General features: G+C 47.2%; 25 protein-coding genes, 3 tRNA genes and 1 pseudogene. 14 read left to right on the top strand and 15 right to left on the bottom strand.

The window, feature by feature from the left end; all coding sequences use genetic code 11:
• Positions 1 to 12: 12 nt before the first annotated feature.
• The 4 genes from O3682_RS01335 to O3682_RS01320 all read right to left on the bottom strand — a co-directional run bounded on the left by O3682_RS01335 (position 13) and on the right by O3682_RS01320 (position 4058).
• Entirely contained in the window at positions 13 to 1338 is a 1326-nt protein-coding gene (locus O3682_RS01335) for a tyrosine-type recombinase/integrase (RefSeq protein WP_371508086.1), read from the bottom strand.
• A 170-nt stretch (positions 1339 to 1508) separates the two neighbouring features.
• Complete coding sequence (locus O3682_RS01330) at positions 1509 to 2288, bottom strand: ferredoxin--NADP reductase (protein ID WP_371508085.1); 780 nt, start codon at positions 2286 to 2288, stop codon at positions 1509 to 1511.
• A 98-nt stretch (positions 2289 to 2386) separates the two neighbouring features.
• Complete coding sequence (locus O3682_RS01325; RefSeq protein ID WP_371508084.1) at positions 2387 to 2830, bottom strand: META domain-containing protein; 444 nt, start codon at positions 2828 to 2830, stop codon at positions 2387 to 2389.
• Between the two features lie 70 nt (positions 2831 to 2900).
• Positions 2901 to 4058, bottom strand: coding sequence for a trans-sulfuration enzyme family protein (locus tag O3682_RS01320; RefSeq protein ID WP_049344451.1), 1158 nt, complete (start codon positions 4056 to 4058; stop codon positions 2901 to 2903).
• Between the two features lie 178 nt (positions 4059 to 4236).
• Here O3682_RS01320 and folE2 point away from each other — a divergent pair, with 178 nt between their 5' ends.
• On the top strand, positions 4237 to 5010 hold the full coding sequence (folE2, locus tag O3682_RS01315) for a GTP cyclohydrolase FolE2 (protein WP_107791863.1): 774 nt from the start codon (positions 4237 to 4239) through the stop codon (positions 5008 to 5010).
• A gap of 217 nt (positions 5011 to 5227) precedes the next feature.
• Positions 5228 to 7033 (top strand): protein-disulfide reductase DsbD, encoded by a 1806-nt coding sequence (locus O3682_RS01310; protein ID WP_371508083.1) that lies wholly within the window; start codon positions 5228 to 5230, stop codon positions 7031 to 7033.
• Positions 7034 to 7094: 61 nt separating this feature from the next.
• Here O3682_RS01310 and O3682_RS01305 read toward each other — a convergent pair whose 3' ends face one another.
• Positions 7095 to 8267, bottom strand: a complete 1173-nt coding sequence (locus O3682_RS01305) for an alpha-hydroxy acid oxidase (protein ID WP_049335278.1) — start codon at positions 8265 to 8267, stop codon at positions 7095 to 7097.
• Between the two features lie 358 nt (positions 8268 to 8625).
• Between O3682_RS01305 and iscR the strand changes: the two genes are divergently transcribed.
• The 8 genes from iscR (at position 8626) to iscA (ending at position 12983) form a co-directional block, all read left to right on the top strand.
• Positions 8626 to 9072, top strand: coding sequence for a Fe-S cluster assembly transcriptional regulator IscR (gene iscR / locus O3682_RS01300; protein WP_004519894.1), 447 nt, complete (start codon positions 8626 to 8628; stop codon positions 9070 to 9072).
• A 51-nt stretch (positions 9073 to 9123) separates the two neighbouring features.
• Positions 9124 to 10338: an IscS subfamily cysteine desulfurase gene (locus O3682_RS01295; RefSeq protein ID WP_004519895.1), complete on the top strand. Its 1215-nt coding sequence runs from the start codon at positions 9124 to 9126 to the stop codon at positions 10336 to 10338.
• A 97-nt stretch (positions 10339 to 10435) separates the two neighbouring features.
• Complete coding sequence (locus tag O3682_RS01290; protein ID WP_107859141.1) at positions 10436 to 10885, top strand: hypothetical protein; 450 nt, start codon at positions 10436 to 10438, stop codon at positions 10883 to 10885.
• A gap of 25 nt (positions 10886 to 10910) precedes the next feature.
• Positions 10911 to 11345, top strand: coding sequence for a hypothetical protein (locus O3682_RS01285; protein WP_141756585.1), 435 nt, complete (start codon positions 10911 to 10913; stop codon positions 11343 to 11345).
• A 161-nt stretch (positions 11346 to 11506) separates the two neighbouring features.
• Entirely contained in the window at positions 11507 to 11635 is a 129-nt protein-coding gene (locus O3682_RS01280) for a hypothetical protein (protein WP_003712319.1), read from the top strand.
• A 69-nt stretch (positions 11636 to 11704) separates the two neighbouring features.
• Entirely contained in the window at positions 11705 to 12091 is a 387-nt protein-coding gene (gene iscU / locus O3682_RS01275) for a Fe-S cluster assembly scaffold IscU (protein ID WP_003674559.1), read from the top strand.
• A 256-nt stretch (positions 12092 to 12347) separates the two neighbouring features.
• Positions 12348 to 12593, top strand: a complete 246-nt coding sequence (locus tag O3682_RS01270; protein WP_371508082.1) for a recombinase RecA — start codon at positions 12348 to 12350, stop codon at positions 12591 to 12593.
• A gap of 69 nt (positions 12594 to 12662) precedes the next feature.
• A complete protein-coding gene (gene iscA, locus O3682_RS01265) occupies positions 12663 to 12983 on the top strand; it encodes an iron-sulfur cluster assembly protein IscA (protein WP_003685774.1) in 321 nt (106 codons plus the stop codon).
• Here iscA and O3682_RS01260 read toward each other — a convergent pair.
• A pseudogene (locus tag O3682_RS01260) lies at positions 12943 to 13165 on the bottom strand (alternative ribosome-rescue factor A). The gene iscA and the pseudogene O3682_RS01260 overlap by 41 nt on opposite strands.
• Positions 13166 to 13244: 79 nt before the next feature.
• On the opposite strand from O3682_RS01260, the gene hscB reads away from it, so the two are divergent.
• Entirely contained in the window at positions 13245 to 13745 is a 501-nt protein-coding gene (gene hscB, locus O3682_RS01255) for a Fe-S protein assembly co-chaperone HscB (RefSeq protein WP_070461776.1), read from the top strand.
• A gap of 108 nt (positions 13746 to 13853) precedes the next feature.
• On the opposite strand, the gene O3682_RS01250 is transcribed toward hscB, so the two are convergent.
• The 8 genes from O3682_RS01250 to O3682_RS01215 all read right to left on the bottom strand — a co-directional run bounded on the left by O3682_RS01250 (position 13854) and on the right by O3682_RS01215 (position 19266).
• Entirely contained in the window at positions 13854 to 14426 is a 573-nt protein-coding gene (locus O3682_RS01250; protein ID WP_371508081.1) for a 50S ribosomal protein L25/general stress protein Ctc, read from the bottom strand.
• 65 nt (positions 14427 to 14491) lie between these two features.
• Entirely contained in the window at positions 14492 to 15475 is a 984-nt protein-coding gene (locus O3682_RS01245) for a ribose-phosphate pyrophosphokinase (RefSeq protein WP_101755247.1), read from the bottom strand.
• A gap of 176 nt (positions 15476 to 15651) precedes the next feature.
• Positions 15652 to 15727, bottom strand: a tRNA-Gln gene (locus tag O3682_RS01240).
• Positions 15728 to 15738: 11 nt separating this feature from the next.
• A tRNA-Gln gene (locus tag O3682_RS01235) sits at positions 15739 to 15814 on the bottom strand.
• Positions 15815 to 15824: 10 nt separating this feature from the next.
• Positions 15825 to 15900: transfer RNA gene (locus O3682_RS01230), tRNA-Gln, on the bottom strand.
• Between the two features lie 5 nt (positions 15901 to 15905).
• Complete coding sequence (gene ispE / locus O3682_RS01225) at positions 15906 to 16754, bottom strand: 4-(cytidine 5'-diphospho)-2-C-methyl-D-erythritol kinase (RefSeq protein ID WP_371508126.1); 849 nt, start codon at positions 16752 to 16754, stop codon at positions 15906 to 15908.
• Positions 16755 to 16762: 8 nt separating this feature from the next.
• Positions 16763 to 17347, bottom strand: a complete 585-nt coding sequence (gene lolB, locus O3682_RS01220; protein WP_070824019.1) for a lipoprotein insertase outer membrane protein LolB — start codon at positions 17345 to 17347, stop codon at positions 16763 to 16765.
• Positions 17348 to 17403: 56 nt separating this feature from the next.
• Complete coding sequence (locus O3682_RS01215) at positions 17404 to 19266, bottom strand: tetratricopeptide repeat protein (RefSeq protein WP_371508080.1); 1863 nt, start codon at positions 19264 to 19266, stop codon at positions 17404 to 17406.
• Between the two features lie 176 nt (positions 19267 to 19442).
• Between O3682_RS01215 and O3682_RS01210 the strand changes: the two genes are divergently transcribed.
• Complete coding sequence (locus O3682_RS01210) at positions 19443 to 20048, top strand: CoA pyrophosphatase (protein WP_070649757.1); 606 nt, start codon at positions 19443 to 19445, stop codon at positions 20046 to 20048.
• A gap of 53 nt (positions 20049 to 20101) precedes the next feature.
• Here O3682_RS01210 and cysG read toward each other — a convergent pair whose 3' ends face one another.
• Positions 20102 to 21499, bottom strand: a complete 1398-nt coding sequence (gene cysG / locus O3682_RS01205; RefSeq protein WP_371508079.1) for a siroheme synthase CysG — start codon at positions 21497 to 21499, stop codon at positions 20102 to 20104.
• A 300-nt stretch (positions 21500 to 21799) separates the two neighbouring features.
• Between cysG and aroA the strand changes: the two genes are divergently transcribed.
• Together aroA and recA are read left to right on the top strand one after the other, a co-directional pair.
• The gene (aroA, locus tag O3682_RS01200) at positions 21800 to 23092 is read left to right on the top strand and encodes a 3-phosphoshikimate 1-carboxyvinyltransferase (RefSeq protein WP_371508078.1); all 1293 of its coding nucleotides are present in this window, start codon (positions 21800 to 21802) and stop codon (positions 23090 to 23092) included.
• A gap of 147 nt (positions 23093 to 23239) precedes the next feature.
• Positions 23240 to 24286 (top strand): recombinase RecA, encoded by a 1047-nt coding sequence (recA, locus tag O3682_RS01195; RefSeq protein WP_049328492.1) that lies wholly within the window; start codon positions 23240 to 23242, stop codon positions 24284 to 24286.
• Positions 24287 to 24345: the final 59 nt, after the last annotated feature.

Raw genomic sequence — 24345 nt, 5'->3', positions numbered from 1 at the left:
TGTTTCATAATCTCAACGCTGATAAAACATCTTCCAATTACTAAAGAAATCAGTTATCCCTTCCCCATGCAGCCGCGCTACTGCCTGATCATAATCCCGGCGCAAATAATCACTATACCATTGCGCCAGTTCACGCCGCTCATTAAATCTGAATTCTTGAGCTGTCAGATAATGCGGTAAAGAAGAAAACCCCGCCCTCTTTAACGCCGATTTGCTCACATGCCCAAGCGCCAAATCCATCGTCAGAATATCCTTGCCGTTCACCAGGCAGATATTCGTCATCAAGTGTCGGAAGCCGTGCATGGTAGCATTCGATTTACCGGCATGCCGGCCATCATAACCACACCGCTTGATCGCCTGATGCCCAAGCTTTACGCCGACAGTACCCGATACACTATCATCCCTCATGGCCGGAAAAACAAATTCATGCCGACCCGTTACCTCACGCAGCTCAGACAGCAATGCCACCGACCAATCAGACAGCGGAATCAAAAAATCATTCCGCATCTTCATATCTTCGCCTGGCATAAGCCAGACTTTACGATCCAAATCCACATTTTCCCACCGGCTGGCCACTATCGACCCACTCCGTGGCGCAATCAGCGCGGTAAGCAATACCAGATACTTGGCCAAAGCCGTAATTCTTTCATCTTTCAAGAGCGAATAAAAAAACAATGCCAACTCGCTCTCAGCCAAATGCCCTTCAGGCTTGGATTGATAAGGAGTAAGCAAACCCTTGGCCGTTTCGACAGGATTACGCCTATCACTGATAACTATGCCCTTACGAACAGCATAATCCCACACCGCTTCAGCAATCTGCATTACACGCGTTGCCCGCGCTGGTATATTCTTGGCATTCAGCCATTCCACAAACTCAGACATATCCAGCGCCGTAATGGCATTAATATCCGTATTCTTTCGGAAAAATTCATTGATATGCGTAAGGCTAGCCCTGTCGCCATCCAATGTATTTTTAGCCAGCTTGCCTACTCGCGATTCATACCATGCCGCGCCCAAATCGACCATACTTTGCCCACCGGCCGCCACCCGTGCCGCCTGTTTTGCAGACCTTTTCAGCGCCCCCGGGTCTATCCCATCATAAAGCTGCCGCTTTGCCTCAAAAGCCGCATCACGCGCCGCCTTAAGCGTCACGACCGGATAAACACCGATAGACAACACCTTTTCACGGCCACCGTACCGATATTTCAGCCTCCAGTATTTCCCACCGGCAGGATGCACAAACAAAAACAGCCCGCCGCCATCGTAAAGCTTATATGCCTTATCCCTTGGCTTGGCCGTGTCAATTTTCCGCTGCGTCAAACGGTTGGATTCCGCCATTTTTCCTAACCTTTACAAAATATACCCCAGAAAATCCCCCCTAATTAATGTTGCTTTGAGTGGTTTTCCGTATATCGCCGTATATTACAGGCAAAATAAAAACCCGCTTAATATACTGTTTATAAGCAGGTTTGTACACTTCTATATACGGCTGTATATTGTGACCGAATTTAGAAACCATTTTCCATCATAATTTCGCCGGGGATGCGGTTGCGGTGCATAGCGTAGCCCAAATCCATCAGGGCTTGGAAAGTGTCTTTGACCATTGCCGGATTGCCGCAGACCATAAAGCGCGTATCGGCTTTGGTGAACTTGAAGCCGACTTTTTCTTCCAAGCCGCCATTCTTCAGCAATTCGGGAATCCGTTTGCCGCTCAATGCGCCTTCCGTTTCCTCACGCGTGGTAACTGGAACAAAAGTGAATTTATGGAAATATTCTTCAATCAGCGGATGCCCTTTCAAATCAGCAAGGCGCTGGTTGAAAATCAACTCGTCGGCATAAGAGACGGAATGCGCCAAAACCAAACGGTCGAAACGCTGCCAAATTTCAGGCTGCTCGATAATGGAGAGGAAAGGCGCAATGCCAGAACCCGTGCAGAGCATGACCAAGTCTTTGCCGTCGGGGAATCGCTCGGGCAAGAGGAAACCGGTAGCCGTTTTATCCAGCAAAATGGTGTCGCCCTCTTTCATCGCAGCAAAACGCGCCGACATCGGGCCGCCTTCGATTAACACCGCGAAATACTCAAGCGTATCGGCGTATTCGGCAGACACGACAGAATACGCGCGCCAAATAAAGCCCTCGCCGTCACGGAAACCAAGGCGCGAAAACTGTCCTGCCGAAAAACGGTAGGACTCAGAGCGGCTGATGGCAAAAGTCATCAACTTGGGCGTATGGTGTTTGATCCACAAGACTTTTTCTTCGGTAAACTTGGCTTCTGGAGAAGCTGCCATAATAGGTTTCCTTGATATTCGGTATCAGTTTCAAATAGGGCTTATTATAAAGATTCAAAAGGCCGTCTGAAATATTTATTTTCAGACGGCCTTTAATATCATTCACGGCGCAAACGGATGCTGATGCCTTTTTGTTCCAAAATCAAATCGTTACCGTCAAAACGATAGTTCCACACGCTTTGTTTGCGCAAAAACGCATCTTCCAGCTTCATATCTTCACACAGCATCATGCTTACCACAATATGGCCAAAATCAATTTTGTCCGAACCAATCGTATTGGCTTGAAACATCATACCGTTACACCCCATCTTGCCATACGCCTTAGGCATCTCGCTCAAATCCAGATAGGCATCAGTACCGGCCAAATCTTTTTCAGTAAATTTATTGAAAGCAACAACACGCCATTTGGCGGCTAAAGTAGGTTGCGTCGTTTGTTGAGTTTGTACCTGCACTTTAGAGGCTTGTTCAGGCTGAGATGCTGAAGGAGATGTACAAGCTGCCAAAACTACCATACTCATTAATGCGCCGAATAATGTTTTCATATCCATTCCTTAATCATTGCTAAAGGCCGTCTGAAAAACTATTCACCTTCAGACGGCCTTTAAGCCTTATTTACAAAGTCGTATCCAATGCTTTGGAAATATCGTTCCAAATATCGTCCACATCTTCGATGCCAACCGAGAAACGCAGCAGGCCGACTTTGATGCCCATTTCCATTTTCACATCATGCGGCACGCCGCTATGGGATTGGGAATAGCAATGGTTGACCAGACTTTCCACGCCGCCGAGGCTGGAAGCCATTTTGACCAGTTTCATGTTTTTAATCACGCTATTGGCCGCTTCACGCGTGTCGTTTTTGAGATAAACCGTAACCACGCCGCCGATGCCTTTGGGCATTTGTGCTTGGGCGAGTTCGTAATGTTCGTGAGACGGCAGGCCGGGATAGAACACTTTTTCAATGGCAGGATGGGCTTCCAAACGGCGCGCGATTTCGAGTGCGTTTTGGCAATGTGCGTTCATGCGCAAGGCCAGCGTTTTGATGCCGCGCAACACCAGCCAGCAGTCCATCGGACCTGCAATCGCGCCGGTATGCACCATCATGTCGTGCAAAGGCTGAGCCAGCTCTTTGGTTTTAGCAACGACTACGCCCATCAATACGTCGGAATGGCCGCACAAATATTTGGTTGCGGAATGGAACACAAAATCGCACCCCATATCCAACGGCTGTTGCAGATATGGCGTGGCAAAAGTGTTGTCGATACCGACCAGCGCACCGGCTGCTTTGGCTTTCGCGGCAAGCGCTTTAATGTCCACCAAGCGCAAAAGCGGATTGGACGGCGTTTCCAGCCAAACCAGTTTGACATTGTGCGCTTTGAGCAGCTCGTCCAGATTATCCGGATTGCCCAAATCGGCAAAAACAACGTTCACACCCCATTTTTGATAAACATCGACCAATAAATCATAAGCGCCGCCGTAAATATCGGCGACGGCGACAATCGTATCGCCCGGGCGCAGGAAAGTGCGCCATACGGCATCAATCCCCGCCATACCGCTGGAAAATGCGAAACCGGCCGCACCATGCTCCAAATCGGCAACGGTATCTTCCAATACCTGACGTGTCGGGTTGCTCAGGCGCGAATAGCGGTAAGGCACATTTTCGCCAATCTCGTGCAACGCAAACATACTGTTTTGATAAATCGGCGGCATCAGCGCACGGTTGTGTTCGTCGCAATCGTAGCTGGAATGAATGGCTTTCGTGGCGAATTTCATTTGGTCTCTGCCTATGTAGATGTGAATAATCGAAGATTTTATCACTATCTGAAAAATAGAAACAATCAATGCAGGCGGATAAAGCAAGTGATATAATCTCGCATTTGCAAATCGGCCGACACGAGCCGATTCCCTCCACACGCATCTCAACAATCCTATCATGAAGGACATACCACGCATGAACGCCATTGCAGACGTGCAATCCAGCCGCGATTTACGCAACCTGCCGATTAATCAGGTCGGCATCAAAGACCTGCGCTTTCCAATCTCCCTTAAAAGCAAAGAAGGCGAACAATCCACCGTCGCCCGCCTGACCATGACGGTTTTCCTGCCTGCCGACCAAAAAGGCACGCATATGTCGCGCTTTGTCGCCCTGATGGAAAAACAAACCGATGCTTTGGATTTCGATACGCTGCACAAGCTGACCGCCGATATGGTTGCCCTGTTGGATTCGCATTCCGGCAAAATCAGCGTTTCCTTCCCGTTTTTCCGCAAGAAAAGTGCGCCTGTCTCCGGTATCCAATCGCTGCTGGACTATGATGTCACCCTGACCGGCGAAATCAAAAACGGCACATACAGCCACAATCTGAAAGTAATGGTTCCGGTTACTTCATTGTGTCCGTGTTCCAAAGAAATTTCCCAATACGGCGCGCACAACCAACGTTCGCATGTGACCGTCAGCCTGATTGCAAACGCGGATGTAGACATTGAAGAAATCATCGATTACGTCGAAGCGCAAGCAAGCTGCCAGCTCTACGGCTTGCTCAAACGCCCTGACGAGAAGTATGTAACGGAAAAAGCGTACGAAAATCCGAAGTTTGTCGAAGATATGGTTCGCGATGTGGCCACTGCGCTGATTGCCGACAAACGCATCGAGTCGTTTGTTGTCGAAAGCGAAAACTTCGAATCGATACACAACCATTCCGCTTACGCTTATATCGCTTATCCTTAAAAGCCGAGCCGAATAGAAACAAAGGCCGTCTGAAAATTTCAGACGGCCTTTGGCATAGATTGAACGATAACATGAGACTATCGGTCATATATGGGCAACCCTATTTCGATATAATTCAAAAGTATTAGATTTCTCTCGCAATATTTGACATAAATTAAGCCGATTGTTTTTCCATCATTTATAATGACGGTTCCTCAACGGCATCTCCGTAGATACTATGAAAAAATTCCTTTATTTCCTCATTGCATTTTTAGGCTTGAGCAGCTTCGCATTTGCAGTAGATGCCAATGATTTGCTGCCTCCAGAGCAAGCCTTTGTGCCTCAAGTCAATGTAACCGATCAAGGCATCAGCGTGCAGTTCAAGATCGCTGACGGCTACTATATGTACCAGTCCAAAATCGTTGCAGCGACCAATCCTGACAAAGTCTTGGCCGAACCCAAATTCAGCAAAGGCGAAGAAAAAGAAGACGAATTCTTCGGCAAACAAACGGTTTACCACCATACCGCACAGGTTGACCTGCCTTACAAACAAGCCGCGCCGCAATACAAACTGACGCTGACTTATCAAGGCTGTGCCGAAGTGGGTGTGTGTTATCCGCCTGTGGACACCGAGTTTGACGTAAAAGGCAACGGGGTTTACCAGCCTCAAAGCGACGAGCCGGTTTCTGCCAAAGACCGCTTTTTGCAACCGTCTGCCTCTTCAGACGGCCAAATGCCCACGCAACCGAGTACAAACAATCCCGACAGCAGCCGTTTCAAGCTCTCTTGGGATACTTTAAACGCCAACCTGTTGGCGTTTTTTGTCGCAGGTTTGGGTTTAAGCTTTACCGCCTGTATGTATCCGCTTCTGCCGATTGTTTCCAGCATTGTTGTGGGCGATAAAAAAGCCGGCAAAGGCCGCGCGTTCACCTTGTCTATGGTGTATGTACAAGGTTTGGCATTGACCTATACCTTGGTTGGCGTGATTGCCGGTTTGACAGGTGCGCTGTTGACCGTATGGCTGCAACAGCCGTGGGTGGTACTTGCCGCCGCCGCGTTGATGGTGATACTGGCGCTGTCCATGTTCGGCCTCTTTAATATCCAACTGCCAAACTCCGTCCAATCCTATTTCCAAAACCAAAGCAACAAACTCTCCGGCGGCAAAATCATTTCCGTCTTCATCATGGGTATTTTGTCCGCCCTGATTGTCGGCCCTTGCGTTGCGCCTCCGCTGGCATTTGCTCTGGGCTATATCGGCCAGACCGGCGATGCCGTATTGGGTGGCCTTGCGCTCTATACATTAGCACTCGGCACCGGCGTGCCGCTCATCATCATCGGCACATTCGGCGGCCATATCCTGCCCAAAGCAGGCGACTGGATGAACGGTATCAAATACGCATTTGGCTTTATTTTGCTGGCCGTTGCCGTATACCTTGCCACACCGCATCTGCCTTATTTCGCAGTAGTCGGCCTCTACACCTTGCTGATGATTGTTCCCGCCCTTATGCTTTTGGCGAAATCCGGCAAACAAAAAGGCCGTCTGAAAACAGTTGCCGCCGTATTGGGCTTTTTACTGCTAATTGGCGGCTCATGGTTTGGCTGGCAAAGCTTTAATAAACAAACCACTGCCCTGCACCACTTCTTAACGCTGGTTCCGCCATCCGAAGCCGGCCAAGAAACCGACCACGGCAAGATGTTTACCGATGTCGGCGAACTCAAAGCCGCTATGGATGCCGCTTTGAAAGCCGACCCAAGCAAGCCCGTGCTGATTGATTTCTACGCCGACTGGTGCGTATCCTGCAAAGAAATGGCTGCCTACACGCTCAACCAACCGCAGGTACACGAAGCAGTCGATATGCAGCGCTTCTTCCAAATCGACGTGACCGCCAATACTCCCGACCATCAGGCCTTACTGAAAGAATACGGCCTCTTCGGCCCTCCGGGCGTGTTTGTTGTCCGCGCCGACGGCAGTCATAGCGAAGCCTTATTAGGCTTTGTCAAACCCGATGCCTTCATCGAATGGTATCGCAAAAACGAGAAATAGCCGCCTATAAAAAGGCCGTCTGAAAACAGATTTTCAGACGGCCTTTTCCTATGTTCAAAAATTAAAATTCATCTTGATGCCAACGCGTAGAACGCAAAATGCTGGAATCCACATCTTGAATATTGCGGTGACCGGTAAACGCCATGGAAATATCCATTTCTTTATACAGGATTTCCAGCGCACGGGTTACGCCTTCTTCACCATACGCACCCAAACCATACAGGAACGCCCGGCCAATCATCGTACCTTTCGCACCCAAAGCCCAAGCCTTCAAAATATCCTGACCGCTGCGGATGCCGCTGTCCATCCAAACCTCGATGTCGCTGCCCACCGCGCTGACCACATCAGGCAAAGCCTTAATGGCAGACACAGTATCGTCAAGCTGACGGCCGCCATGATTGGAAACGACCAATGCGTCCGCACCGCTTTTCGCTGCCTTTTCCGCATCTTCAGGTTCCATAATACCTTTGATAATCAGCTTGCCGCCCCACAAATCCTTAATGCGCGCCACATCGTCCCAGCTCAGGCGCGGGTCGAATTGTTCGGAAGTCCATGAAGACAGCGAAGACAAATCGCCCACGTTTTTCGCATGACCGACAATATTGCGGAAAGTGCGACGTTCCGTGTTCAGCATTTTCATGCACCATTCGGGCTTAGTCGCCAAATTGATTAAATTGGCGATGGTCGGTTTCGGTGGCGCAGACAAGCCGTTTTTGATGTCTTTGTGGCGTTGACCCAAAACCTGCAAATCGGCTGTCAAAACCAAAGCCGAACATTTGGCATCTTTTGCACGCTTAATCAGGTTTTCCATAAACTCGCGGTCGCGCATCACATAAAGCTGAAACCAAAACGGCGAGCTGGTGTTTTCAGCCACATCTTCAATCGAACAAATAGACATGGTCGACAGCGTAAACGGAATACCAAATTTTTCCGCCGCCCGCGCCGCCAAGATTTCCCCATCAGCGTGCGCCATACCCGTAAAACCGGTCGGCGCAATCGCTACCGGCATTTTCACATCCTGCCCAATCATTTTGGTTTCGAGACTGCGCCCCTCCATATTAACCAATACCTTTTGGCGGAAACGGATATCTTTGAAATCCGAAGTATTTTCACGATAAGTAGTTTCCGTCCAAGAGCCTGAGTCAATATAGTCATAAAACATACGCGGCATTTTACGTTTGGCAACAAGGCGCAAGTCTTCGATACAGGTTATTTTGCTTAAATCACATTTCATTGTCGATTGCCTCTGTTAAGGTAAAGACGGATGGTTCAGGCCGTCTGAACATTTCAAACACCTCATTATTTTACTCCATCAAAACAACTAAATTTTAAGAATAATTTTGATAATCTATATTACTATCAATATTAAATCAAAACATTTTAACCCTGCCATTTGTAGGGTTGATAGCCTTTTTTCAGACGGCCTCAAGTCCAAATTACAGAAAAATAAAGAAAATATTTTCCGATTTAAAAATCAACCCATGCCACCATTTAAACAAACAATCAAACCGAGCCGCTACATACTTGACTGAAACACTCAGATATTAGACAATTCCCCCACTAATAAAAACGCCCACACAGGCAACCACACCATGAGACTGACTACCAAAGGGCGATTTGCAGTAACCGCCATGATAGATTTGGCGATGAACGCGCAAACCGGCGCTGTCAAACTCAGTGCCATTAGTGAACGACAAAGCATATCGCTTTCCTACCTCGAACAATTATTCAGCAAGCTGCGCCGTGCCGGATTGGTTGAAAGCCTACGCGGCCCAGGCGGAGGCTATATCCTTGCCGCACCCGCCGAGCAAATCAATATTGCACAAATCATCTCCGCAGCCGAAGACCGACTGGATGCCACGCAGTGCGGCAGCAAAGCAAACTGCCACCACGGTGCCCCCTGTCTGACCCATGACCTTTGGGAAAACTTAAACAAAACCATCAATGATTACCTCAGCAGCGTTACGCTGCAAAGCATCATTGAACAAAAAAACTGCAGCGACAGCAGTCATGTCGTTACCTTTACACACATTCATTAAACCGACTTGCGGCAAAGACCGCAGGCAGATGACCAAACGAAAGAGCAAACCATGACCGTCAAAACCCCCGTATACCTCGACTACGCCGCCACCACTCCCGTTGACCGCCGCGTTGCCGAAAAAATGATTCCCTACCTGTCCGATATTTTCGGCAACCCAGCCTCCAACAGCCACAGCTTCGGCTGGGAAGCAGAAGAAGCGGTAGAAAAAGCACGCGCAGACATTGCAGCCCTGATTAACGCCGACTCCAAAGAAATCGTTTTTACCAGCGGCGCGACCGAATCCAACAACCTTGCCATTAAAGGCGCGGCGCACTTCTACAAATCCAAAGGCAACCACCTCATCACCGTAAAAACCGAGCACAAAGCCGTGCTCGACACCATGCGCGAACTCGAACGCCAAGGTTACGAAGTGACTTACCTGGACGTACAAGAAAACGGTTTGGTTGATTTAGACGTACTGAAAGCCGCCATCCGCGAAGACACCATCCTCGTTTCCGTCATGTGGGTAAACAACGAAATCGGCGTGGTTCAAGATATTCCTGCCATCGGCGAAATCTGCCGCGAACGCAAAATCATTTTCCACGTTGACGCAGCACAAGCATGCGGTAAAGTACCTGTTGACGTTGAAGCCGCCAAAGTTGATTTGTTGTCTATGTCCGGCCACAAAGTATACGGCCCTAAAGGCATCGGCGCCCTATATGTACGCCGTAAACCACGCGTCCGCCTCGAAGCCCAAATGCACGGCGGCGGCCACGAGCGCGGTTTCCGTTCCGGCACATTGCCGACCCACCAAATCGTCGGCATGGGCGAAGCCTTCCGCATTGCCAAAGAAGAATTGGCACAAGACACTGCACACTACTTAAAACTGCGCGATATCTTCCTCAAAGGCATCGAAGGCATCGAAGAAGTCTATATCAACGGCGACCTCGAACACCGCGCTCCGAACAACCTGAACGTCAGCTTCAACTTCGTCGAAGGCGAAAGCCTGATTATGGCGGTCAAAGAACTCGCCGTATCCAGCGGCTCCGCCTGTACTTCTGCCAGTCTCGAACCAAGCTACGTCCTGCGCGCACTCGGCCGCAACGACGAATTGGCACACTCATCCCTGCGTATCACCTTCGGCCGCATGACCACCGAAGAAGAAGTGCAATTCGCCGCCGAACTGATCAAATCCAAAATCGGCAAACTGCGCGAACTGTCGCCGCTGTGGGAAATGTTTAAAGAAGGTATCGATTTGAACTCGATTGAATGGGCAGCGCATTAATCCGCATTTATAAAAGGCCGTCTGAAAATCAAATTGAGAAAGGTTTTCAGACGACCTAAATATAAAAATTTTATTTCATATTGAACACTGATTACAAATGGAAGAAATAAATACTGTTATTAATATTATTGCAGGTCTTGTCAGTATTTTCTCGGCTGTTAAAGCATGGGGATGGAAAAATGAAACAGAGAAATTAAGAGATGAAATATCTAATCGTAGAGATTTGCATGATATGGTTTTGAATCTACGCTACTGTTATGAAAAAATTGGGAAATTACCTGCTAAACATTTACGAGGAGTGAAAATTGATGCAGAGATCGCAGAAATTGAGAAACTTATGGCAGAAGTATCGCAATTAGCTATTGCTAGTGATGATAAATTTTCGAATCCTATGCTGGGACAAAAGATCAATGGTTGGAAGAATACTCTCGCTAAATATAATCGCTATTATGAACAAGAAAATTCGGAAGAGTCTATCCTGGAAATTAAACATACCTTGCAATCAGATATTGCATCAATGATTTCAAATGGAAATAAATATTTATAAAAGGATAAAAAGATAAAAGGATTTTATGATGTTAGATGAAAGACAGTATTTTGACGTACAAAAACTTCTAGAAAATCAAAAGGAAGAAATTGCAAAAATTAAATTTCATATAAGTATGTTGAATAACTATCAAAATTATGTGAATAATCCGATCGGATCGTTAGTTATTGAGTTTGATTGGTCTGAAGAAGATTTAGATAAAGCCCATGATATATTTGAAAAATATGATAAGAAAATACTTGAAGGAGGACTAGACGGTAATCTACATTCCTTGATGGAAAAAGATTTTAATGAGGATTTAAATCTTGGTTATCAAGAGGTTAAATCTGTTGTATTAGCTTTCTTTCGAGAAAGTCGGTGGGTTAATGTCTGTGTGGAATTTGTAAAATCATATGAATATGAACCAATTGAATTTAGTGAGATTATTTCTTATATCAAAAAATTAAATCAGCAAGCGTAGGTTGGGTTGAAAACCCAACAAGCCTATCAATCTACCCGAAATGTTGGGCTTAACAACCAAACCTACCTAATAAATAAAAAGGTCGTCTTGAAAATCCCAAAAAACCTTTTTAGACGACCTAAAAACCACCACATTAGAATTAAAATCAAGGATATAGAACCATGAACGAACAAGAGCTAGACCTCGACAATCTCGACAACCTACTCGAAGATTTTGACGGCGTTACCGTGGAAGGCGGCGTCGATTCGGAAAACGACGACGGCTGCGAAGGCGGTGCGTGCAAAATCTAAACTTCAGGTCGTCAGAAAACCGGCAAACAAACCACTTAAACCATCAAAAAACATTAAGGAAACCACATCATGGCATACAGCGATAAAGTAATCGACCACTACGAAAACCCTCGCAACGTCGGCACTTTCGACAAAAACGACGAATCTGTCGGCACCGGCATGGTCGGTGCACCGGCCTGCGGCGACGTAATGCGTCTGCAAATCAAAGTTAACGATGAAGGTATTATCGAGGATGCAAAATTCAAAACTTACGGTTGCGGTTCTGCCATCGCTTCTTCCAGCCTGATTACCGAGTGGGTCAAAGGCAAAAGCCTTGACGATGCACTGGCAATCAAAAATAGCGAAATTGCCGAAGAGTTGGAATTGCCGCCTGTGAAAATCCACTGCTCCATCTTGGCTGAAGATGCGGTAAAAGCAGCCGTTGCCGACTATCGCAAACGTCAGGAAAACAAATAACCGGATTTAACGAACCCTTATCGGCAGGTGCCCAAGATTCCCGGCGAGTCTTCGAGAAAAGCAAATCTAATGGTTTCCCCCCTCTTCTTTTGTGAGGCAAAACCAACTGTACAGAAACTTAATCGTTTTGAAGTTGCTACCAAGTTTGGGATTACCTGCCAATCTATCCCCTCTCCTCGCGGGAGAGGGTTAGGGAGAGGGCAATAAGCTACAGCTTATATTTAGTCGTTATACCTGCAAAATCAAAGAAGACGATATGCCTTTTACCGATGAAAAAATCCAATCCCTACTTGCTGTCAAAGGCATAGGTAAAACCATATTGCAGCGTTTGCAGCAAATGGGATTGGATGATATTGCCACTCTGGCGGTTGCGGATTTAGACGATATTTTGGAACAGGGCACACAATTGACCGGCTCAACCTGTTGGAAAAACAGTCCGCAGGCTAAAGCTGCCATTGCCGCCGCAATAGAGTGGGCAAAACAACGTTTTCAGACGGCCTGAAAATCAAGAGGCCGTCTGAAATAAAAAAGCAGGCCAAACAGAAAATGATTGCGAAATGAGGAAAAAAGCATGATTACCATCACAGAAAACGCAGCCAAACACATCAACAGCTACCTGACCAAGCGCGGCAAAGGCTTGGGCGTGCGCTTGGGTGTGAAAACCAGCGGCTGCTCAGGCATGGCATACAACCTTGAATTTGTCGATGAAGTGAACGAGGATGACCTGATTTTTGAAGAACACGGCGCACGCGTTTATATTGACCCGAAAAGCTTGGTTTATTTGGACGGCACGCAAGTTGATTACACTAAAGAAGGTTTGCAGGAAGGTTTCAAATTTGAAAACCCAAACGTTAAAGACTCTTGCGGCTGCGGTGAGAGCTTCCACGTTTAAAATATAAAAAATGGCGGGAAAGTATCAAAACCATCCCGCCATTTTTTGGCTTCTTGCCTATTATAGCTACCCTTGCCTTTTCTTTTTCGTTCTACTTTGTGTCGGAACAAATCGGATTTGACTAAGGCTTTTAAGGCATTGTCTCGTATCTTGCCTTTATTGTGTTGCACCTTACCGGTCATATTGTTTTCCTTTCGTATAAACAGTTTCCGGATTATATCGTAAAATAATCCTCTTCTTTAGATTTTTTCCTTTAATATCATGTCTCAATACTTCAACCTCTTCCAGCTTGAGCCATCTTTCAATATTGATACCGAGGCACTCGAACAAAGCTATCGGGCTTTAGCTGCCCGATTTCATCCTGATAAATTTGCTTCTGCTTCAGCTTTTGAGCAGAAACAAGCCGTTATGATGTCTTCTACAATTAATGATGCCTACCGCACATTAAAAAGTCCTATTGATCGGGCTGCTTATCTCTTGAAAAGCCAAAATATCGATGCTGATGCACCTGAACACACTTCGTTTTCACCAGAATTCCTCATGCAGCAAATGGAATGGCGGGAAACATTGATGGATGCACAAATAGAACAAAACCATGATGCCATCCGGGCACTGGATCAAGAAATTCAAGAAGTACAAAGCAGCCTATATCAAGATTTACAACAAGCATTTGAACAACAGGATTATGAATCAGCCGCACAATGGGTACGGCATGGCCGCTTTCTTAATAAACTTCGCAATGAAATTGCTTCAATTTTATAAAGTACATATGCTGTTACGTTTACCCAAGTTTTATAGCAAATGATTTTATATGTAAAACAAAAACCGTATCAGATAAATCTGATACGGTTTTCTTATATTAACTACCGATTAGCGTTTTTTACCGGTAACAGTAGCAACAGCCAGGTTTTCATTACGTTTCAGGGAAACGCTTTCAACACCTTCTGGCAATTTGACGTCTGACAAGTGCAGAATGTCGCCGGCAACTACTGATGCACAATCCAACTCCAAGAAAGCAGGAATGTTTGCAGGCAAAGCAACTACTTCAACAGAAGTGTTCAACAGAGATACGCGACCACCTTGCAATTTAACAGCTTGAGAGTTTTCAGCGTTAACAATGTGCAGAGGAACACGGATACGTACAACTTGGTCAGCTTTTACAGCTTGAAAGTCGATGTGTTGAACTTCGCGACGGAATGGGTGCATTTGGAAGTCACGAACGATAACGTCTTTAGTCTCACCGTTCAAAGACAGTTTAATCAAAGCAGTATGGAAAGATTCTTTTTCCAATGCGTAGAATACAGTTTTGTGGTCTACAGCGATAGCAACAGGCTCTTGACCTTCACCGTACAGGATGCCAGGGATTTGGCCTTCGCGACGCAGGCGGCGGCTCGCACCAGTGCCTTGGGCTTCGCGAACAGAGGCTTGAATTTCGTAAGTCATGTTTAATACTCCAATTTAGATAAAATCGTCGTCATCGGCCGCGACCAGCTTAAGACGACATCGGGTTATGGCAGCAACATGCCGCCAGTCATCACATCTTCATTGAAAAGATATGAGACGGATTCTTCATTGCTGATACGGCGTACCGTTTCAGCCAGCAAACCGGCAATGGTAACTTGACGGATGCGTTCACATTTTTTAGCTGCTTCAGACAACGGAATCGTATCTGTCACAACTACTTGGTCAATTTCGGAAGAAGCAATTCGATTCACTGCTTCGCCGGAGAATACTGCATGGCTGGCATATGCCAATACACGATCTGCACCGCGCTCTTTCAGGGCAACAGCCGCTTTACACAAGGTGTTTGCCGTATCGATCATATCATCTACGATCAAGCAGGTACGGCCTTGAATGTCACCGATAATATTCATTACTTCAGCCACGTTGGCTTTAGGACGGCGTTTATCGATAATGGCCAAATCAGCATTTAAAGATTTAGCAACAGCACGTGCACGTACAACACCACCGATATCAGGACTGACAACAGTCAGATTGTCGATACGTTGTTGTTTAATGTCGTTCAACAAAATCGGGGTAGCGTAAATATTATCTACCGGAATATCAAAGAAACCTTGAATTTGGTCGGCATGCAAGTCAACAGTCAATACGCGGTCGATACCTGCTGAGTACAACATATTCGCTACCAATTTAGCAGAAATCGGTACACGAACAGAGCGAGGACGACGATCTTGACGCGCATAGCCAAAGTAAGGAATCGCGGCAGTAATACGACCGGCAGAAGCACGTTTGAGTGCATCAGCCATAGTCAAAATTTCCATCAGGTTGTCATTGGTTGGCGCGCAGGTAGGTTGCAAAATAAACACATCGCGACCACGCACATTTTCCAACAATTCAATGGCTACTTCGCCATCAGAGAATTTGGAAACGGTGGCTTCACCGAGTGAAATATCCAAATGTTTGACAACACGTTGCGCCAATTCCGGATTTGCATTACCGGTAAATACCATTAAACTGTCATAAGCAGCCATATCTTCACCTGATTCTAGATTTGATTTACGCTCAGAAAACATTACGCTTCCCTCTGCCCCATGTCTAAGACACTAATTATGCGATTATACGCGTAAAAACGGGTAAAAAAAAGTTTTTCAGCGTTATTTTGCTCTTAGCGTAAAAAAGCGTGTAAGAAAACTTACACGCTTTTATTTGGCTGGGGAGGAAGGATTCGAACCTTCGCATGCTGGAATCAAAATCCAGTGTCTTAACCGCTTGACGACTCCCCAATAAAGGGTGTTGGCTGGGGAGGAAGGATTCGAACCTTCGCATGCTGGAATCAAAATCCAGTGTCTTAACCGCTTGACGACTCCCCAACAAAGGGTTTGGCTGGGGAGGAAGGATTCGAACCTTCGCATGCTGGAATCAAAATCCAGTGTCTTAACCGCTTGACGACTCCCCAACTTACTAAATCATATGAAATAGCGGATGAATATCTAATCCTTCCACACAATAAGCTTCATATGATTGAGAAACCTGTTGGTAAATTGTATGTGCTTCTTGATGAGATCCACTTGCTATAAACAAACAAGCCCCGGAACCAGTCATTAATGCATGACCATATTGGGATAACTCAACATAAGCCTTCCAAACTTCAGGATATTCCTGAAACACAACCGCCTGCATATCATTTTGAAACGGCTGTAACGATTGGAAAGTCGGCATTATGCTGGGTTTGGAATCCCGTGTCAAGCCTTCATGTGCAAAAATTTTAGCTGTTGCCACATGAACGGGGGGCCTAACGATAACATACCATTGTTTAGGGACATCTATTTCAGCCAGTTTCTCGCCCACGCCTTTGGCAAAAGCACTTCTGCCAAAAATAAAAAAAGGAACATCCGCACCAAGACTTACGCCTAAATCAATCAGTTGCTGCCCGCTTAAGCCGCATTGCCACCATTGGTTTAAAATCATTAAAACTGTGGCTGCATCGGAGCTGCCACCGCCTAATCCGCCTCCGGTTGGAATCACTTTATCCAACCAGATTTCAACGCCGTGCAGTACGCTTGCATAGGGCAGTAATAATTTAGCTGCCCGATAAGTCAAGTCTTGCTCAGGCTCAAGCCCTTCGACCGGCGTATGCAGAATAATTTGCCCATCAGTACGCACTTTCAGATGAACGGTATCGTATAAGCCGATCAAACAGAAAATACTTTCCAAATTATGATAACCATCGCTCCTTCGGCCGGTAATCCTCAAATCCAAATTTAATTTGGCCGGCGCAGGAAAGGCTTGGATTTCCTCTGAAACAGACATAGTATCCTCTATTTGCGTGCTGCGCATCGGGTTTGTCCATTCTTATCTAAAGAGTGGTTTACCGTGTCAAACACCAAGCGGATATTAAACTTGGCATTCTCAAGTTGAAGCGTTTTGGGCTGCCCTGAACTATTTAAAGTGCGCGATATCGTCCAGTCAAACTGCTCCAGACGGCCATCAGGCAGAATTTTGTATGGCGCATTGGCAACGCGTTTACCATCTGCCCAAATATGCAAATATTGAACCGGCAAAGCAAAGCCCAAAAGCTGTCTGCTCAATTCCTCAGCCGTTTCCGCCTGATAAACCTTACCCTTACTGTCTACTGCCAATACACCTTCACTGTCTTGACACAGCTGGCCTACGGTATTGCCCAATGGGGTATTCACATCAATGGTTTGAACCGCGTTCTGATAAGTCCAGTCGAAATTGGCATAAGAGCCTTTGCCTTCCACTTTGACAGCCAAACGACCATCTGCGCTAAAATCCTGCACCTGCTCGGCCGCTTGCCAACTGTTTTGCTGAGGTAAGTTTGGCTGCGCACAGGCAGCTAAAAGCAATAAGGCTGCAACCGATGATAATTGTTTTAAATTCATGGATATTCCTTCATAGGCCGTCTGAAATCAAACGCTTTTCAGACGGCCTTTTGGTTTTATTTGTGTTTTTGAGTATGCGGTTTGCTGGGCGTTATACCGAATTTGGACATTGTCTCTTTTAATACTCGGAGATTGCTTCCACGTTTCAAGCCGTCATTCCAGATTTCTTTGGCCTTGTCTTGGTCGCCAAGTGCCCATAGGACTTCGCCCAAATGTGCGGCGACTTCGGCTTCAGGTTCTTTTTCGTAGGCATATTGGATATACGGCAAAGCCATTTGGGCATCGCCTTTAAGATAATAAGCCCAGCCTACACTATCATTAATGGCTGCGCTTTCCGGCTCCATTTGATAGGCCGTCTGAACCATTTTGAATGCCTCCTCCAAATCCTTGCCGTTGGACAACAAGGTATAACCCAAAGCATTCCAACCGTGCGGATTGTCCGGATACAACTCTACAACACGGCGCAAATCGGCAATCGCCTTGCCTGACTGATTCAGCTTCTCATACACCATCGAACGCTGATACAGCACATTGGCAAGCAACTCCGGAGAAGCTTGAGTTTTCAAGGATTTTTCGGTGGAATTTACCAAGCTATTCAAAGCGTTCAACGATTCTTGAAGATTGGTATTTTTAGACAATACAAACAAAGCCGTATTCAGCAAATCACCGGCTTCAAAATAACGTCCTCTTTGCTCGGGCATTTTTTGTGCACGTTGCACCAAAGCCCAAGCCTCTTTATGGTTGCCCTGTTTGGCTTCGATGGAAGCAGCCAAAATGGTTTTATCAAACGTATAAGCCGTTGCCGTTACCTTGTCCAGCCATTGTTTGGCTTTGGCAAAATCCTCTGCATCATTGTAAGAAACCGCACCAATCAACGCCGCACGGCTGCGCTGCTCTTCCGTACCGGCTTTATAAGCCTTTTCCAGATAGCTGTTTACCGCAGAAATATTTTCCGTCTTGCTGGCTGACAATAAGGCGGCCTGAATATACAAATCAGGGTTTGGGTTTTCTTCCAACAAAGTCTGCAAACGCTTGAATGCCTTATTATTTTGGCCATGGGCGATCAAATTGGCGATGTCCAACTCCTGCCAAATCGGAGATAAGGTTTTGGTGTCTGTATCTTTGAAGAAGCCGTCCAAAATATCAGGATGCCGTTGCGCCATCAGCCGCAACGTGACAAAAGTCGGCGGCAAAATTTTATTGTCTAACTTAGCCAATCGCTGCAATGCCGCAATAGCGTGTTTCTTTTGACCATCTTTTGCACTAAAAATTGCATCCGCAATCGCCGCTTCAGGGAAGTCTTTATAATTTAGTGCCGTTTTATGCACCTGTTTGACCGCATCGCTGGTCAGATTCGGCTGTTGGGCAGCGGTTTGTGCCAAAAGCAGGAACACGCGCTTTTGCTCATCTTCACTACCGCCGGCAATTACCTTATCCAATCCGCTTAAATTCTTATCGGCTTTGCCTAGCAGCAAATTGCGCAACCAAGTCATACGCTTTTGTGCTTCACCTGGCTCCGGCTCGATTTCGCGCCATTTTTGGTAAATGGCTTCAGCCTGTTCAAAGGCGTTTAAAGAGACCGCCATCTCCAAAGCGCGTTCGGCCACTTCGGGAGATTTGGTGCGATGCAACGTCAAAATATAAGTAAACAGCGCAGAAGCCGCATCGCCCTTTTGCAGGGCCAGTTCTGAATTTAACAAAGTGAAAACCTGCGAGGTGCGGTTTTGTATACCCAACAGACGTATCCGCTCCTGCTCGCGCTCTTCGGGAGAAAAACGGTCGGCACGGCTTTTCTTTTTGATAATCTTAGCCGATTCAAAAACTGCATTTGAATCGCCGGGCGCAGCAAAAGTTTGTGTAGCGAACAACATCATGACAGCCGCAGCTGCTACTCGAATACGGGATGGGGAAAACAACATAACTATCCTTTTTGAGAACCTGCCGGCATCTTCAGACGGCCTTAAGCACTTGCAAAACAGACGCAAAGCTTTATTTATCATTCAGGCATAACTGTAACACATGCACCCTATTTTGTTGACACAGCAACCGTAAACCTTGTGTAATCCTCATCTGCATAAAACGATCAGCACCAAAAATGAATACCGACCACCTTATCCATTTCTTAACTCAAGCTTCACACTTCAGCAGCCGTATGCAAGCAGAGCGCAATCAATTAGTTACTGCCCACACAGTCAAAGAAGCAGCCGTTTTGGTCGGCATTGTCTTGCATGAAGGAGCGTGGCAAATTTTACTGACCAAAAGGGCCGAGACCTTAAGGCAGCACACCGGACAAATCGCCTTTGCCGGCGGCCGCAAAGATACCCAAGACGACAGCCTAACGGCAACGGCGTTAAGAGAAGCTTATGAAGAAACCGCCATTCCGATTGCCGCATGGCAGACTTTTGCGCCGCTACCCTTTTATGACACGCCTTCCGGCTATCGTGTTACGCCTGTTCCGGCAATTTGCACCCAGCCCGTCAACCCTAAAGCCAATCCCGACGAAGTAGCTGAAATTTTTTATCTGCCTTTAGACTTCGCCTTAAACCTGCAAAACTACACATTCCGTCAACTTCATCACAACAATCAAACCCTCGCCCTCCCCGCCCTGCCTTTCCGACACTACGACATTTGGGGGCTGACAGCCATCATCCTATATGGACTGGCAGAACGTTATCAGCAATATTGCCAAGCTTTTAAATAAGGCAAGGCCGTCTGAAAACCAATATTCAGACGGCCTTGTTTGATTAATCCTCTTTATGCAGCTTCTTCATAGCATTCGACAAATTCTCCAAACCATTTCATCTCATCGCGCAGGGCAACCACTTCGCCAATTACCATTAAAGCCGGACGTTCTGCTTCGGCAGCCAACAAGCCCAAATCTTTCAGACGGCCTGTCCGCACGGTTTGATGCGGTAAAGTCCCATTGGAAATCACGGCAACAGGTGTAGAAGGCTGCCTGCCATAAGCCATCAGTTTTTCCGCAATTTCAGCCGCTTTAAGCGTCCCCATATAGATTACCAGCGTTTGGCGGCTTAAAGCCAAAGTCTGCCAATCGGGCTGATTGCCCTCATGTTTGCTGTGGCCGGTTACAAATAAAGCACTTTGGGCGCAATCGCGATGAGTTAACGGAATACCGGCATAAGCAGTAGCTCCAAGCGCGGCAGTAATACCCGGCACAATGCGGTAGGTGATTCCAGCCTGATGCAGGGTTTGCACTTCCTCCCCGCCGCGCCCGAACACAAAAGGATCGCCGCCTTTCAACCTCACCACGCGCTCGCCTTTTTGAGCGTGTTCAACCAACAGACGGTTGGTTTCTTCCTGCTGAACATGGTGTGCACCCGCCCGCTTGCCTACACTGATTTTCACCGCATCTTTACGCACCATCGCCAAAATCTCATCCGACACCAAAGCATCGTAAAACACGGTATCCGCAGCCTGTATCGCCTGCAAAGCATGTATGGTCAGTAAGCCCGGATCGCCCGGCCCTGCGCCCACCAAAACCACTTCGCCGCCAAACGGCGTTTCCCGATTCAACTGCGTGATCAACTCGCGTTCTGCCGCTTCGATATTGTTTTGAGCCGCAAAAATACCGAAACGGCTGTCGAACAACTTTTCCCAAAAATAACGGCGTCGTTCGACATGATGAATAGTCTGTTTAACCTTTTCGCGCCATTTTCCTGCAATACGCGCCATCGTACCCGTATGCAGCGGAATCAATGTTTCAATAATCTGCCGCCATTTCCGCGCCAATACAGGCGCAGTACCTCCACTGGATATGGCTATCTTCAATGGCCCCCTATCCACCACAGCAGGCACGATAAACGAACACAAGTCCGCCGTATCCACCGTATTGCACAATTTCGCCCGTCGCTCCGCCGCTTCAAAAACACAGCGGTTAAATATACCGTCATCCGTCGCCGCAATAACGAAATACACCTCGTCCAACATGGCTTCTTCAAACAAGCCGCCCAGCCAAACTATTTTCCCTTCGTCCGCCCATTGCTGAAACTGAGGATTCAAAGTTTCCGCAACAACGCGCACGCGCGCTCCGGCAGACAACAGGCTTTCCGCCTTGCGCTCGGCAACCTTGCCCGCACCTGCCAGTAAAACAGGACGGTTTCTCAAATCGGCAAACAAAGGATAATGGCTCATGGTCGTGCTCTTGCTTTATCAATGATTGTCCGCCGATATTAAAGGCCGTCTGAAAAAATAGGAAAGAATGGTTTCTGATTTTCTTATGGTGTTTGGTTATATACCTGCCACAACAAAATAAGTTATAGCGGCAAACACAAAACAGGAGCAGAAAATTTCAAAATAAATGATTGGAAAATTGTGTAACGATATAAAAATTCATTTTTTCACAAATAAATTGCGCCCTCTTCATTTTTCAGACGGCCTTTGCCTGCGTATAATATCGGTCTAATTTACAATTCAAACGAGCTTAGTCCAGCCATGACCGAATCCATCCGCCTGCCCGCTTCTACACTCAAGCCTTCCACCGTTGCCCTGCCCGGTTCCAAAAGCATCAGCAACCGCACGCTACTCTTGGCCGCACTCTCCGACAATGTTTGCGAAATTCATTCTTTGCTCAAATCCGACGATACCGACCGAATGCTTGAAGCACTCGACAAACTCGGCGTACAAATTGAATCTTTACCTGAAGGCCGTCTGAAAGTTCATGGCACCGGCGGCCGCTTTCCCAACCAAACTGCCGATTTATTTTTAGGCAACGCCGGTACGGCATTCCGTCCTTTGACTGCCGCACTTGCCGTTTTGGGCGGCGACTATCATCTGCATGGCGTGCCGCGTATGCACGAACGCCCCATCGGCGATTTGGTGGATGCGCTGCGCATTGCAGGCGCGGACGTACAATATCTGGGCAATGAAAACTATCCTCCGCTTCAGATCGGCAAACGCCAAGACAACGGCGAGCGCGTTATTCCGATTAAAGGCAATGTTTCCAGCCAATTCCTGACCGCCCTGCTGATGGCTTTGCCCTTGACCGGACAAGCCTTTGAAATCCACATGGTAGGCGAGTTGATTTCCAAGCCTTATATCGACATCACACTCAAGCTGATGGCACAGTTCGGTGTGGACATCATCAATGAAGACTACCGTGTATTTAAAATCCCGGCCGGTGCCAAATATCATGCGCCCGAACATTTATATGTAGAAGGTGATGCCTCCAGTGCGTCTTATTTCTTAGGTGCAGGTCTGATTGCCGGTACACCCATCCGCGTGATCGGCATCGGCGCGCACAGCATCCAAGGCGATGTTGCCTTCGCACGCGAACTGGAGAAAATCGGTGCGGATGTCATTTGGGGCGAAAATTTTGTTGAAATTTCCCGTCCTGCCGAGCGCAAGATTCAGGCTTTTGATTTGGATGCCAACCATATCCCCGATGCAGCCATGACCTTGGCCATTGTTGCATTGGCCACCAAACAGCCCTGCACCCTGCGCAATATCGGCTCATGGCGCGTCAAAGAAACCGACCGCATCGCCGCCATGGCAACCGAACTGCGCAAACTGGGTGCAGAAGTCGTTGAAGAAGCCGAGGCCATTCATATTACGCCGCCCGAAACACTTACCCCCGATGCCGTCATCGATACTTATGACGACCACCGTATGGCCATGTGTTTCTCTCTGGCTTCGCTTTTGGGTGTCCCCGTCATCATCAACGACCCGAAATGTACGCATAAAACTTTCCCCGACTATTTCCAAGTTTTTGCATCATTAACCAACTGATTGATTATTTAAAGTTTCAGACGGCCTGTTGCATACAAAAAACACAGGCCGTCTGAAAAATAAAAATAAAACTATACTTTTTCTTAATTTATGCGATAATAGCTAAATAAATTCTTAGCGATTCATATTTCCTTTCGGAGAGAAAACATGTCAGACGAAAAAAGCAAAGCCTTAGCCGCCGCCCTTGCCCAAATCGAAAAAAACTTCGGCAAAGGCTCCATCATGAAAATGGACGGCAGCCAACAGGAAGAAAACCTTGATGTTATTTCCACCGGCTCACTCGGCGTGGATTTGGCTCTCGGCGTTGGCGGTCTGCCCCGCGGCCGTGTGGTTGAAATTTTCGGCCCGGAATCCTCCGGTAAAACCACACTCTGTCTCGAAGCCATTGCCCAATGCCAAAAAAATGGCGGCATCTGCGCATTCATCGATGCCGAGCATGCTTTTGACCCGATTTACGCCCGCAAACTCGGCGTAAAAGTCGAAGAACTCTATCTCTCCCAACCGGATACCGGCGAGCAGGCATTGGAAATCTGCGATACATTGGTGCGCTCAGGCGGTATCGATATGGTCGTTGTCGACTCCGTAGCGGCACTTGTGCCTAAAGCCGAGATCGAAGGCGAAATGGGCGACAGCCACGTCGGCCTGCAAGCCCGCCTAATGAGCCAAGCCTTGCGCAAACTGACCGGCCACATCAAACGCACCAATACATTGGTTGTTTTCATTAACCAAATCCGTATGAAAATCGGCGTGATGTTCGGCAGCCCTGAAACCACGACCGGCGGTAACGCGCTCAAATTCTATGCCTCCGTCCGCCTCGACATCCGCCGTACCGGTCAGATTAAAAAAGGCGATGACGTTATTGGTAACGAAACCAAAGTCAAAGTCATCAAAAACAAAGTTGCGCCTCCGTTCCGTCAAGCTGAATTCGATATTCTTTACGGCGAAGGCATTAGCTGGGAAGGCGAATTGATCGACTTGGGCGTCAAACACGACATTGTTGAGAAATCCGGCGCATGGTACAGCTACAACGGCGCAAAAATCGGTCAAGGCAAAGACAACGTCCGCGTTTGGCTGAAAGAAAATCCTGATGTTGCCAACGAAATCGATGCCAAAATCCGTGCGGCAGTCGGTATCAATATGGATATCACCGAAGGCAAATTGGACGATACCGACGGCGAACGTCCTGAGGAATAAGTCTGTTTGAAATTAAAGGTTAAAAAAAGGCCAAATAAAAGGCCGTCTGAAATCTAACC

It is taken from the genome of Neisseria sp. 27098_8_112 (assembly GCF_041433235.1).
Taxonomy (GTDB): domain Bacteria; phylum Pseudomonadota; class Gammaproteobacteria; order Burkholderiales; family Neisseriaceae; genus Neisseria.
Note: the sequence above shows the minus strand (reverse complement) of the source record. Positions and strands in the feature narration are given on the sequence as shown.